The sequence below is a fragment of the Nostoc sp. CALU 546 genome (genome assembly GCF_048836525.1).
In genome coordinates this window covers 24,485-37,232 of record NZ_JAWJTF010000095.1, presented here as the reverse complement: position 1 = coordinate 37,232, position 12,748 = coordinate 24,485, and the positions used below count along the sequence as shown (strand labels likewise).

Sequence of the window (12,748 nt, the reverse complement as noted above, 5' to 3'; positions counted from 1 at the left end):
TCTGGATTTTGCCCAAACTACCACTACCAGGGTGGGCAAGCAGCTATTGCAAGATTTTGGGAAAGTACAGGCTGACCAAAAAGCTGATGGTAGTTTGGTGACGCAAGCAGATAAATGGGCAGATCAGGAAATTCGAGATGCGATCGCTTCTAATTTCTCTGGTTACGGCATTTTGAGCGAAGAGAGTGATCAGTCATTTCCCGGTACTGAGTGGTGCTGGGTAATTGATCCTCTCGACGGTACAACCAACTTCACACGCGGCATTCCTCTCTGGACAATATCTCTGGGTTTATTGTATCGAGGCACACCCATTTTTGGGTATGTTTACGCACCAACTCTAAATCAAGCTTTTCATGGTTTCTGGGCAGGTTCATCTGGTTTGGCAACACCAATAGGAGCATTTCTCAACCACCACCCCATCCACACAAGTGTTGATAGTCCCAGCAGCAATCACTTTTTTAACCTCTGTTCTCGTAGCACCGCAGTTATCAAAAACGGCTTTCCCTGTAAAATTCGGATGTTGGGTGTAGCTAGCTATAACTTTTTGACGGTTGCTACTGGGGCTACTCTCGGTGGGATTGAGGCGACACCAAAAGTTTGGGATATAGCAGGGGCTTGGGTAATTGTCCAAGCAGCTGGTGGGGTATGGTCATCGCTGAAGTCAGAACCGTTTCCGTTGTCACCAGGAGAAGATTATAGCGATCGCTCTTTTCCTACCCTTGTGGTTAGTCGTCCCGAATTAGTTCCGGTATTTCAACCTTTTCTCGAAGGTGTAAAAATTTAATTTGCTGCCTAAATATTTGAAAAGAGTAATTTTGTCAACCAGCCTAGTGGATAATAGCATACTCGATATTAAACTTAACAAAACCCTAGTTCAACAAAGAATTGAGTATAAATAAAGCTGGTAATAATCCTGATTTAAGTGCAAAACCAGTGTAGTTATTAATTTAAGTAGTGTTGTGACTTTCATTACACTGGTTAATTTAGTATAAAAAATTTTATGTTGTCTAATCTAGATTTAATTCGAGAGTTTGTGCAAAACTCTATTCAAAAAAAAGATATTTTGTTGTCAAATCCTGCTTTGACAGCGCAAACAGTGTATAAAATCAACCAACTGACAGCAAAATCTGAAGGCGTAATTGCCACTGTTCAACTATCTAACACCTTATCTGAATTCTCGATTTCTCCAAAATCAACCCAGTGGGAATTGATCAATCAGGCATTAGCAGAATATAGTTATATCCTCAAAGGAGAAGTAGATAGTCGGGGTTTCTATCAGTATCAATACTGCGAAGTTCCCAAAGGCTATCAGATGAACTGTACTAAATGTGTCATTCTATGGCGAGCCTGGTGGAAATATTGCAAGCATAGTTCAAGATCAGGGATTCCGTTAGAACTTCTGATTAGAACACGAGATTCATGGTATCCAATTAGAGATTTAATTATCAGTGACGGACTTCTCTATATCAAAACCTTGGGAAGTGAGATTGCACTTGGCTCAGAAGACTTAGTTACTTGGTTAAGCAAAGTTGATGTAACCAAAATTAAAGAAATACCTTCTACAGAGACATAGGTATGGGTATATCAGTACAAATGTTTGCCCTTATATTTGTAAACATTTTTCAAAGTGATTATGACAACATAATTAGGCAAAGGATTTGACATACTCACCGACCTAAAGGCGCTCTTAAGAAGGAGTAATGAGTAATAAGTAATAAGTAATGAGTAAATACCCATTTTTCATCCACGATGAAACTCATTACTTTAAAGCATTGCGTGAAGCACGGGACTTCTCTACGAGACGCTTCGCGAACAGACCCAAATATGTGGTGAAAAAGAATGAAAGGACTTTGGCTCGAAAATAATCAGTTGCAATTACGTACAGATATTCCCGTTCCTGAACCGCCACCAGGAGAAGCTTTAGTACGCGTCTTGCGTGCCGGTATCTGTAACACTGACCTGGAATTACTCAGAGGCTACTATCCTTACACTGGTATTTTGGGGCATGAATTTGTCGGCGTCGTTGAACAAGGGCCAGAACACTTAGTTAATAAACGCGTAGTTGGAGAAATCAACGCTGTGTGTGGGCATTGTCGCTTTTGTTGCAGCGGACAATCAACTCACTGCGAAAATCGTACAGTTTTGGGTATTGTCAACCGCAACGGAGCCTTTGGTGAATATCTCTGTTTGCCGATAGAGAATCTGCATCTCGTACCTGAGAATGTGCCAACAGAAGTAGCAACATTTGCTGAACCTGTAGCAGCAGCTTTGGAAATTCAGCAGCAAGTGCCATTACATCCAAATAATCGGGTGCTAGTGGTTGGAGATGGCAAACTAGGGCAGTTGGTAGCCCAGACATTAGCCTTAACCGGCTGTGAACTCTTAGCTGTGGGGCGTCATCAAGACAAACTGGCTAACTTAGAGGCACGGGGGATTAAAACTGGTTTAGCTAATGCTGTGAAAGATGGATATTTCGATATCTCAGTAGAATGTACTGGTAATCCAGAAGGATTTGCGATCGCTCGCCGCGCCCTACGTCCCCGTGGTACGCTTGTACTGAAAAGTACTTATTCTGGCAAACTCAGCCTGGATGCTTCTTCTTTAGTAGTAGATGAAATCACCCTCATCGGTTCTCGTTGTGGTCCCTTTGCCCCAGCCCTTCAGCTACTAGCTACAGGAAAAGTTGACGTGCAACCCCTGATTCATGCCACCTACCCTCTTATTGAAGGGCTTGCGGCTTTTGAACACGCTCAGAGTCGGGGTGTTTTGAAAATATTGTTAGATATTAGTCATTAGTCATTGGGCATTGGGCATTGGGCATTGGGCATTGGGCATTGGGCATTGGGCATTGGTTATTAATTCTTCTTCCCCTGCTCCCCCTGCTCCCTCTGCTCCCCTTGCTCCCTAATAGAGATAAGGATTAGTCTTCGGTTGATAGTCAGAACAATCGATCGCTTCTTCTGTATTGGCAATAGATGGGCGTACAGTACATTTAAGACGATAATTGTCGGTAAAAAATTGGCAACCAGTACAAGGAATTTGATGCATTTGCTTGGCTGTTGTCAAACTATCTCGCGCCGCCGCACAGAGACTCCAAACAACGAGAATAATTACAGTCCAAGCTACAACAAAGCAAATCGGGACTAACAAAGGCTCAATCCCATGAATGAGGAAAGATATCAGTTTAAACACGGTATGTCCTGATACAAATTAGGAGTTAGAAGTATATTACCTCCTAACTCCTAATTTCTAACTTCTCACTATAGAAGTAGAAGTTAAACGCCAGCATGACCCAGCGCTAAACCGGTGACGAGCATTCCTAGAACAAGGAAAGGTTGGGCGCTAGCTTGGTACTTAACATCATTCTTCACGGGGTCGCGCAAGAAATACATATCTTGCAAGGTGATTTGCGGGATGATTAACAGTACTAGTATTGCTGCATACAAATTCTCATGGATGCTGACGAGATAAGCTGCAATCAATCCTTGAAAAACATCAATTGTCACTACACAAATCCAAGATGCGGCGGTGATGCCAAACATTACAGGTAGTGAATTTAATCCTAACTGGCGATCGCCTTCTACACTCTTAAAATCATTGACAATGGCAATACCCAATCCAGCCAAGCTGTAGAACATTGTCAAAATCACAATTGTGGAATTCAGTTCGCCAAACAAAGCGTGTCCTGTAGACCAAGGTAGGGTGATATAACTTGCACCCAAGGCATAGCTACCTAACCAGCCGTTTTGTTTGAGTTTCAGGGGAGGTGCAGAATAAATGTAGGCGATGAAAGAACCGATAATTGCGATCGCTGTAATTGTCGGGAATTCATGACCAGACCACACATCCAGCACAAATGCCAAACCAATACCAGCAATCAGTAATACCCAAATCTGAATAATTACCTGGGGTAGGGGAATTGCCCCAGAGGGAATCGGACGATAGGGTTCATTGATGGCATCGATTTCGCGATCGTAGTAGTCATTGAGGATTTGGGTGTAACCTGTCATCAATGGCCCAGCCAGTAACATACAGGTTGCTACCTTCAATACATTTTCCAGTGTCCAAGTATAGTTACCAGAAGAAGCCGCACCACAGACTACGCCCCAAATTAAGGGAATCCAGGTAATCGGCTTCATGAGCTGCAAACGGATTTTCCAAATTGAGGTTTCCCCAGCAGATGCACCTTTCATCCCCAGTAGTTGCCTAGTTTTCGCACTGCGATCGCTAGATGCTATTGCTTGCTCACTGGGATTATTTGCTAATGCCTCAGATGGGTTTGGGTCTGGGGTAATGGGAGTTGATTCTGACATAATGCCTATTTTTTTTAGAGTGAGGAGTTAAGAGTTAGGAGTTATGAATTATTGTTTTATTCCTAACTCTTCACTCCTAACTCCTAACTAAATTAAAACGAAATTATCAAATAATTATTCTGAAACTTTGCTCCAGCAACGGGTCTGCCACTCAGAGCCGGGGGTAAGGGGATATTGCGTCGCTGATCTCCTGCTTCCACAGTGACTTCTGGCCCATATTGAGTAAGCTTGACCTGCTTTTTATCAAATCCTGGCAAGAATAGGCGTACCTGACGATTGTGGATGTCTATTTCAATTGGTTTAGGAGCTTGTAGCGCTTGTGCTTCAAAGTTGGGTAGGGCGTCTATCAATGGTTGCCAGTCACCTGTTGGCGAGTCGGGAACGACGCTCACAGGTAGAGGTATAAATTCCTCTGACAGGTTGACATTCGTTTCAGTAGACACAAGCAGAACACCACCGACAGTTAAACCGATTTGTTGAGCGCTACCCCACAAATAACGAGCATTTGCTACCTCAAGGGGATCTCCTGTAGTTACTAAGAAAGCAGCGAGACGCTTAGGATCGGCAAGAGCGGCTCTCCCTTTTTCTAAGAAATTATTGACTTGGTTAGTAGGCCCTGCAAAGTTATCTGCTGTCCAATTTACATTGAAAAAACTGCTAATCAGCGGTTGAATCAAGGGCGATTCAGTAATCGTCTTCCCCAAATCGGAGTTGACAAACAATTGCCGAAATCGCCGGACATACCAACTCAGAGATTCTGGCAAGCCCAACATTCGCAAGGTTAAAGAGTCACCCGTGCCATCGTAGACGATCGCATCATATTTGCCACTGGCATCATATTCGCGGATAGCATTCAGGGCTAGGGCGTTGTCCATCCCTGGTAATACTACCAGTTCTTGACCAAAAACCTCTTTGAAGATGGGGGTGCGGAGGTATTGCGCCTCAAGTTTCTTTACTTCGTCCCAGTTGCGTTCTAGTAGTACAGATGCTTGAAACTGGACTGCTTGCAAATTAGGAGCGATTTCCTGGGGGTCGGCAGCAATGGGAGTACCCAGCAGGATTTGCAACGTTGGTTCTGCTTGTCCTGCTAGGAGTACACGCTTGCCTTGACTTGCCAATAATTTGGCTGCGGCGATCGCAATTTTGGTACGAGCGATGCCGCCTTTGCCCAAAAATGTCAATATTAGAGCCATTACTTGATTCCTATTTTCACCGCCGAGCTTTTCAATTCCAACTTAGCACTCAACAAAGACTCTCAACCTGTGCTTTAAAATTCAGATGCCAAGAAAAACCCGGCTCTAAGTTTTTCACAACTACACAGGTTTGATTTCATCTTCAAAAAACCAAGTGGAATAATTATCGTCAAAGAGCACCACTACACCGATTCCACCACCATCGGTGACTTTGTAGCCTTGGATGATACCCACTTGTCCGAGTTTTTTCACAACTGGGGGAGAAACGCGATCGCGCAAACGATAGACTTTAACCTTTTGTCCGATTTCCATGCCTGATTACAATGCAATAAACCAAGTCTCAGTGTAGCGGAAACCGTGACTCTGCTCTCACAAATTCAGTAGAGATGAGGGAGATGAAGAAGAAAATTCCCAATTCTTGACTTCTAACTCCTGACTTAACAGCTTAAAATTAAATCAACAACCAAGCAGGTCGATACCCATGTTTGTCACAGTGCAACAGGCATTGGAAGCGCAATTGTCCTTGAAACAAGAACAGATGCGATCGCAACGGTTGGTGGAACATTTGCGATCGTTAGGAGTTAATCCAGATAGCTTGAGTTAAGCAACGAAGGTAGTAGTCATGTATCAAACAGATCCACCGCGTCCGCCACAGGAAACCATGCCTACGATGTATGATTTACCCAGTGAATTAGTTGGGGAATCAGGTTTGCCAGATGAATTTCACCGAATTCAGGCTGATTTACTCAGTGAAACTTGTCAGCCTTTGACTTATCCATCTGAGGAAATTTTACTTGCTAGCGACTTAAATCTTTACTATGATCCCCGCCATACTTTGTGGTACAAGCGTCCTGACTGGTATATGGTTTTAGGATTACCTAGTGCTAGCCAACAGCAAGACCTACGCTTAAGTTACGTAATTTGGCAAGAAGGAATTGATCCATTTTTAATAGTTGAATTACTTTCACCAGGTACAGAACAAGAAGATTTAGGAAAAACACTGCGGGAAGTAAACCGACCTCCAACCAAGTGGGAAGTATACGAACGCATTTTGAGGGTTCCTTACTACATTGTCTATGATCGCTATAAAAATCATTTGCGTGCCTTTAAACTCACAGGCACTCGCTATGAAGCAATATCTTTACCAGAGAACCGCTTATGGTTGGAAGAGTTAGAACTCGGATTGGGTCTTTGGCAAGGTTCTTATCAACAGACAACAGGTTTGTGGCTGCGTTGGTATAATTCAGCCGGTTGGGTGTCTACGCGAAAAGAACAAGCAGAACAAGAACGTCAACGGGCTGAACAAGAACGCCAACGGGCTGAACAAGAATATCAACGGGCAGAGCGATTGGCAGAATATTTGCGATCGCAGGGAATTAATCCAGATAGCTTGAGTTAAGCAAAAAAAGAAAGCAGCGTTGCCAACATAATTTCGGTACGATTTTATAGTTAATGATGTATTCTCCAAAGAAGACAAGGTTACTCTCATGGCTATGAAGCCTTATAAAGAGAAATTGGGTGTATGAGTAGTGAACAAGGAAGCAGGATTTATTACAAACAATGCAAGGATTTGTACGTAAAGCAGCAAGACTGAAGCGCATACTGCCAGTCAATCCAAAGTGGTGGACAAAGTTTGACTTGCTGAGAACTTTGGTTAGGCGAGATTTAGAATCACGATACAAGGGTTCTATTTTAGGAAATTTGTGGCCTTTGCTAAATCAACTCTCACAATTGTTAATTTACACTTATGTATTTTCAGTTGTGCTGAAGGTAAAGTTGAGTATCAAAAGCTTACCAGAAAATAACTTCACCTTTGGGTTATGGCTGTTTGCAGGCTTACTTCCTTGGCTTGCTTTTTCAGGGGGTTTAACACAGTCTGCTAGTTCAGTAGTAAAACAGCATAATTTAGTCAAGAAGGTGGTATTTCCCCTAGCTTTGCTACCATTAGTACCAATTTTATCAACGTTTGTTGAAAGTGCTTTTGGTTTAATAATGTTGATTTTTTTTGTAGCAATAAATGCTCATACTTTACATCCTACCTTGGCATTATTACCCTTGATCTGGCTCACACAGTTATTATTAACAGCAGGTTTAGGCTATTTAACAGCAGGACTAACGGTATTTTTGCGAGATATTCCCCAGACTTTAGCAGTAGTTTTAAATATTTGGATGTATTTGACACCGATTATTTATCCGGCATCGTCAATTCCAGAGGAATGGCGAAGTATGGTATTTTGGCTCAATCCCATGACAGCCATAGTTGAAGTTTATCGTGATTTAATTTTAGTTGGAAAGGTTGAACATTGGGGTGAATGGGGAGTGGCCTCAATAATTGCATTTGTGACGTTTTGTAGCGGATTTTATGTGTATAAACGTTTGCGAACAGCATTTGCTGATGTATTGTGAAACATTGGTGCTTTAATAACTAGAAATTTTGAGGATTGATAATAAAACTATGGGAGAAGAAATTGCAATTTTCCTCAACAATGTCTCGAAATGCTACAAGCGATATACTCGACCGGCTGATCGGTTAAAAGAAATTTTATTACCAGAAAGAACCTATGCTCAAGAGTTTTGGGCATTGCAAGATGTTTCCTTCCAGGTGATGAAGGGTGAAACTATAGGCATCATTGGACGTAATGGTGCAGGTAAATCCACTCTGCTCCAAATGATTTGCGGTACTTTAACCCCCAGCAGTGGAGTAGTTCAAGTGAATGGACGTGTTGCTGCCCTGCTGGAATTGGGCGCTGGCTTCAACCCAGAATTCACGGGACGAGAAAACGTCTATATGAATGGGGCAATCATGGGGCTTTCCAGACAAGAGGTGGATAAGCGCTTCCATCAAATTGCTGCTTTTGCTGATATTGGAGATTTTATCGACCAGGCTGTTAAAACCTATTCCAGTGGTATGTATGTCCGGTTGGCTTTTGCCTCAGCGATTCACGTTGACCCAGATATCCTAATTGTGGATGAGGCTTTGGCTGTAGGGGATATGTTTTTTCAGGCGAAGTGCATGGCACGAATGCGGCAGATGATGGAAACAGGGGTAACGGTGCTGTTTGTTAGCCATGATACTAGTTCAGTTAAAAGCCTTTGTCAGCGATGTGCGTTTCTCGAAAAAGGAAAACTGCTGAAAATTGGTAAAGCTTCAGAGGTGGTAGATACTTATATAAGTATTATTAACAGTGAAATGAATCAGGAGTTGAAGCAACAAGTCGAACTAATAAATAAGAATATTCTAGCTATTACTCAAAATGAAAAAGCAACACAAGATAATACTTTAGATCGGCAATCTACTGTATCTGAAATATTTGTATCTACTGTTCAGGAAGGCAAGTTTGCTGAAGGTGCTCACCGCTACGGTGATGAAAGTGCAAAAATATTGGATATTAAGCTGCTCAACAGCAAGTATCGTCCCACTGAACAACTTGACTTTAAAGAAGACTTTACTATTCAGGTTTCTATTCTCTTTAAAAAAGACCTACCCTCATTTTGTGTTGGGTATTCATTGAGAGATTTAAAAGGACAAATGCTGATTGCTTATGTTACCACAGCTAAGAGAATAGAAATGCCTTCAGCAAAAGCAGGAGAGGTTTATGTTATCGAAATAAAAGGTACAAATATTTTAAACTGCGGAGTATATACTATTACAATTGGCATAGAATTACCTGTATTTATCAATCAACAACATATTTTTATAGATATTATAGAAAATGCTCTTGTTTTTCAATCCAATTTAGCACAAGATCCACTAGATCGTTTTCCAGGTATGGTGTATGCAAATGTAGAATTTGATTTTTTAAAAATAACCAATCCTTTGAATTACACTCACTCATGATCAATTCATAATATTAAATTACTCAAACATGAATGATTACAATAGATTTGCTAATTTGTCATTTGGCGATTTTCGGAAAATGGCAAAAGATGATTCTTTAAGCTGCTATGAAAAAATAGGTTTTCCTAACTCTTATCGACAAGGTAAAGAGCATTTTATATTTGAGGATATTATTAGCAAATTGCCCTTGTTATATACACAGAATAAAGTGGTTCTTGATATTGGGCCTGGTTGTAGTGAATTACCTCTCATGCTGATTGATTTATGTCGAAAAAATGAACACACTTTGATTCTAATTGATTCAGATGAAATGCTATCTCATTTACCAAATGAACCATTTATAAAAAAAATTATTGGTTATTACCCTGATTGTAATGATTTATTTAATAAATATAGAGGTAAAGTGGATGTCATATTAACTTATAGCGTACTACATTATATCTTTGTTGAGTCAAATATATGGAATTTTTTGGATAGCTCCCTTGAATTAATGTCTGATGGCGGGGAGATGCTAATAGGAGATATACCCAATATATCTAAAAGGAAGCGTTTTTTTAGTAGCCAAAATGGAATTAAATTTCACCAAAATTTTACAGGTAAAGAAGAATTGCCAGAAGTATCATTTAATAAAATTGAGCACCATCTAATTGATGACTCCGTAATTTTAGCTTTAGTTACTAGAGCGAGAAATCAAGGCTTTGATACCTATATTTTACCTCAAAAATCAGATTTACCGATGGCAAATAGGCGGGAAGATATTCTCATTAGAAAACCTTGATTTAAGTTATGAAAATAAATAAAAATCGCAAATTAATAATTGTGGGTGACAGTGCTTTTGCTGAAGTTGCTTATGAGTATTTTACTTATGATTCAGAATACGAAGTAGTAGCATTTAGCGTAGAAAAAGATTATCTCAAGAAAAATAGTTTATTTGGAATACCTGTAGTTCCCTTTGAATCCATAGAAGAAGTTTATAGTCCCCGTGAATATGAGATATTTGTAGCCATTGTCTATACCCAGTTAAATCGGTTAAGAACTAGGCTATGCAAGCAGGCTAAAGATAAAGGATATAGCCTAGCAAGCTACATCAGCAGCAAAGCTTTTATCTGGAGAAATGTCAAATTAGGGGAGCATTGTTTTATATTTGAAAATAATGTTGTTCAAGCATTTGTACAATTAGGAAATAATGTGATTCTCTGGAGTGGAAATCATATTGGGCATCATTCAATTATTCAAGATAATTGTTTTTTTTCCTCCCATGTCGTGATTTCTGGTTTTGTTGAGGTGGGAAAAAATTGTTTTTTCGGTGTAAATTCAACCATCAGCAACAATCTCAAAATTGAGAGAGATTGCTGGATTGGGCCTAATGTGACTATAACTAAAGATACAAAATTAGGAGAAATTTACCGTATACCACATATAGAACCTGCAAAGCTAACCACTTATCGCTTCTTCAAACTACCGGAGTAGGTTAATGATTTGGAAAAAACTGGGATTAGTCTATGTAGCTAACGGGGAAAAGGACTGGGCTATTTCCCATGCTTATATTCCTACTTCCATGATGCTAGATGAGGAAAGGATCAGAGTTTATGTAGCATTTTTAGATAGTCATAAAGTTGGACGTGTTGGATTTGTCGATCTTGAAGCAAGAAACCCGCTTCAGATATTACAAGTTTCTGATAAACCTGTGTTAGATATTGGTCAACCAGGTACCTTTGATGATAATGGTGTTACACCTATTTGCTTATTAAAATATCAAGAGCGTTTGTATTTATATTATGTAGGCTGGCAATTAGGTATAAAAGTTCGCTACTTCTTGTTGATGGGTTTAGCAATTAGTGAGGATAATGGTGAAAGTTTTCAAAGATATTCCCAAGTACCAATTTTGGAGAGAAGCGATCGCGAACTTTTTGTACGTACAGCAGCTCATGTTCATCTTGAAGATGGACATTGGAAAATGTGGTATATAGCTGGTAGCAAATGGATTGATGTTAATGGTAAACAAGTTCCTAGCTACAATATGCGCTACCTAGAATCGAAAAATCAAACCGACTGGGAGAAACAAGGTACTGTCTGTCTAGATTTAGCTAATGAAGATGAATATGGATTTGGTAGGCCGTTTGTAATTAAAGAAGATGGTCAATACAAAATGTGGTATTCCATCCGTTATATCAGCAAGGGCTATCGATTAGGATATGCTGAATCCCAAGATGGTAAAACCTGGCTGCGTAAAGATCAGCAAGTTGGTATTGATGTGTCTGATAGTGGTTGGGATTCACAAATGATTAGTATGGCGTGCATCCAAAAAACAAAATACGGCACTTATATGTTTTACAACGGAAATAACTACGGAGAAACAGGATTTGGAGTTGCAATCTTACAGGAGTGAGAGACAAATTACTATGGATATAGCTGAGGAGTATGTAGCAGACAATAGTTCTCTAAAAATTTTCCCTTACTCCGAAGATAACTTTGCTATGTGGGATGAATTTTTAGCTACCGCACCAATGGCTACATTCCTCCAAACTCGTCGCTATCTTTCCTACCATGCTGATCGATTTCAGGATGTATCCTTAATTATTAAGGATGAGAAAAATCGACTAGTCGGTTTATTTCCAGCAGCGATAGATCCATCTAATAGTAAAAGAGTAGTTAGTCATCCTGGCATAACTTACGGTGGTTTGTTGCATACAGGTAGTTTACGCGGTGCAAATATGCTTGAGGCTTTTAAAGCACTGCGGCATTACTATGCTAGTCATGGATTTGAAGCACTTAGATATAAGGTAGTGCCAAACATTTACCATCAAGTACCATCTGCTGATGATTTGTATGCACTTTTTCGTATGGGCGCAGTGCGCTATCGTTGCGATCTTTCCTGTGCTATTGATCTGACTAATCAACCAGAGCCAAGCCTACGACGAAAGCGAGGACTCAAGAAAGCTCAAAAAAACGAAATTAAAGTAGATTTTGGCTTTGAATTGGCTGGGCATCTTTGGTCAGTTATAGAAGATAATTTAGCTAAAAAATATGGGGTGCAGCCTGTTCATTCAGCCAAAGAAATTATTCATTTATATTCATTGTTTCCAAATAATATTGAGTTTATTGTTGGTTTGTATGGAACTCAGATACTGGGAGGTGTTGTCTTATTTTTATCTCCACAAGTAGTACACGCCCAATACATAGCTTCAAGTCCCAAAGGTTATCAATTGGGTCTGCTAGATGCAATTTTTCAAATCTGTATTGACAAAGCTAAAGATTTAGGTAAACGTTATTTTAGTTTTGGCATCAGCACTGAAAATGAAGGTAAATATCTTAATACTAGTCTTTATCAATTTAAATCCGAATTTGGAGCTAGTGGTGTAGTGCATGAATTTTACGAAATGAATTTAAGAGGATGATGTATA

Annotated in this window: 15 protein-coding genes; 11 read left to right on the top strand and 4 right to left on the bottom strand. The window is 40.1% G+C overall.

Translation table 11 applies throughout. The features are described 5' to 3' along the window. Position 1 precedes the first annotated feature (1 nt). The 3 genes from RRG12_RS32670 to RRG12_RS32660 all read left to right on the top strand — a co-directional run bounded on the left by RRG12_RS32670 (position 2) and on the right by RRG12_RS32660 (position 2,796). Positions 2 to 784: an inositol monophosphatase family protein gene (locus RRG12_RS32670; RefSeq protein WP_420762059.1), complete on the top strand. Its 783-nt coding sequence runs from the start codon at positions 2 to 4 to the stop codon at positions 782 to 784. 216 nt (positions 785 to 1,000) lie between these two features. Next, positions 1,001 to 1,573, top strand: coding sequence for a hypothetical protein (locus RRG12_RS32665; protein ID WP_069069018.1), 573 nt, complete (start codon positions 1,001 to 1,003; stop codon positions 1,571 to 1,573). A gap of 266 nt (positions 1,574 to 1,839) precedes the next feature. Beyond that, positions 1,840 to 2,796 carry an MDR/zinc-dependent alcohol dehydrogenase-like family protein gene (locus RRG12_RS32660; RefSeq protein WP_420762058.1) on the top strand — a complete coding sequence of 319 codons (957 nt, stop codon included), beginning with the start codon at positions 1,840 to 1,842 and terminating at the stop codon, positions 2,794 to 2,796. Between the two features lie 108 nt (positions 2,797 to 2,904). Here RRG12_RS32660 and RRG12_RS32655 read toward each other — a convergent pair whose 3' ends face one another. The 4 genes from RRG12_RS32655 to RRG12_RS32640 form a co-directional block, all read right to left on the bottom strand. Next, entirely contained in the window at positions 2,905 to 3,192 is a 288-nt protein-coding gene (locus RRG12_RS32655) for a hypothetical protein (protein WP_420762057.1), read from the bottom strand. 83 nt (positions 3,193 to 3,275) lie between these two features. Then, entirely contained in the window at positions 3,276 to 4,313 is a 1,038-nt protein-coding gene (gene chlG / locus RRG12_RS32650; protein ID WP_420762056.1) for a chlorophyll synthase ChlG, read from the bottom strand. A gap of 92 nt (positions 4,314 to 4,405) precedes the next feature. Further along, the gene (locus RRG12_RS32645; RefSeq protein WP_420762055.1) at positions 4,406 to 5,506 is read right to left on the bottom strand and encodes an ArsA family ATPase; all 1,101 of its coding nucleotides are present in this window, start codon (positions 5,504 to 5,506) and stop codon (positions 4,406 to 4,408) included. A 120-nt stretch (positions 5,507 to 5,626) separates the two neighbouring features. Then, positions 5,627 to 5,818 (bottom strand): DUF2862 domain-containing protein, encoded by a 192-nt coding sequence (locus tag RRG12_RS32640; protein ID WP_069069023.1) that lies wholly within the window; start codon positions 5,816 to 5,818, stop codon positions 5,627 to 5,629. A 169-nt stretch (positions 5,819 to 5,987) separates the two neighbouring features. On the opposite strand from RRG12_RS32640, the gene RRG12_RS32635 reads away from it, so the two are divergent. From RRG12_RS32635 to RRG12_RS32600, 8 genes are all read left to right on the top strand, one after another. Beyond that, complete coding sequence (locus tag RRG12_RS32635; protein ID WP_420762054.1) at positions 5,988 to 6,110, top strand: hypothetical protein; 123 nt, start codon at positions 5,988 to 5,990, stop codon at positions 6,108 to 6,110. Between the two features lie 18 nt (positions 6,111 to 6,128). Then, positions 6,129 to 6,905 (top strand): Uma2 family endonuclease, encoded by a 777-nt coding sequence (locus RRG12_RS32630; protein WP_420762053.1) that lies wholly within the window; start codon positions 6,129 to 6,131, stop codon positions 6,903 to 6,905. A 161-nt stretch (positions 6,906 to 7,066) separates the two neighbouring features. Continuing rightward, the gene (locus RRG12_RS32625) at positions 7,067 to 7,912 is read left to right on the top strand and encodes an ABC transporter permease (RefSeq protein ID WP_420762052.1); all 846 of its coding nucleotides are present in this window, start codon (positions 7,067 to 7,069) and stop codon (positions 7,910 to 7,912) included. 175 nt (positions 7,913 to 8,087) lie between these two features. After that, positions 8,088 to 9,344: an ABC transporter ATP-binding protein gene (locus tag RRG12_RS32620; RefSeq protein WP_420762051.1), complete on the top strand. Its 1,257-nt coding sequence runs from the start codon at positions 8,088 to 8,090 to the stop codon at positions 9,342 to 9,344. 28 nt (positions 9,345 to 9,372) lie between these two features. Beyond that, a complete protein-coding gene (locus RRG12_RS32615; RefSeq protein WP_069069027.1) occupies positions 9,373 to 10,122 on the top strand; it encodes a methyltransferase type 12 in 750 nt (249 codons plus the stop codon). Positions 10,123 to 10,130: 8 nt separating this feature from the next. Then, positions 10,131 to 10,814, top strand: coding sequence for an acetyltransferase (locus tag RRG12_RS32610; RefSeq protein WP_420762050.1), 684 nt, complete (start codon positions 10,131 to 10,133; stop codon positions 10,812 to 10,814). A gap of 4 nt (positions 10,815 to 10,818) precedes the next feature. Then, the gene (locus RRG12_RS32605) at positions 10,819 to 11,733 is read left to right on the top strand and encodes a glucosyl hydrolase (protein ID WP_069069028.1); all 915 of its coding nucleotides are present in this window, start codon (positions 10,819 to 10,821) and stop codon (positions 11,731 to 11,733) included. Between the two features lie 13 nt (positions 11,734 to 11,746). Further along, positions 11,747 to 12,742 (top strand): GNAT family N-acetyltransferase, encoded by a 996-nt coding sequence (locus RRG12_RS32600; RefSeq protein ID WP_420762049.1) that lies wholly within the window; start codon positions 11,747 to 11,749, stop codon positions 12,740 to 12,742. Positions 12,743 to 12,748: the final 6 nt, after the last annotated feature.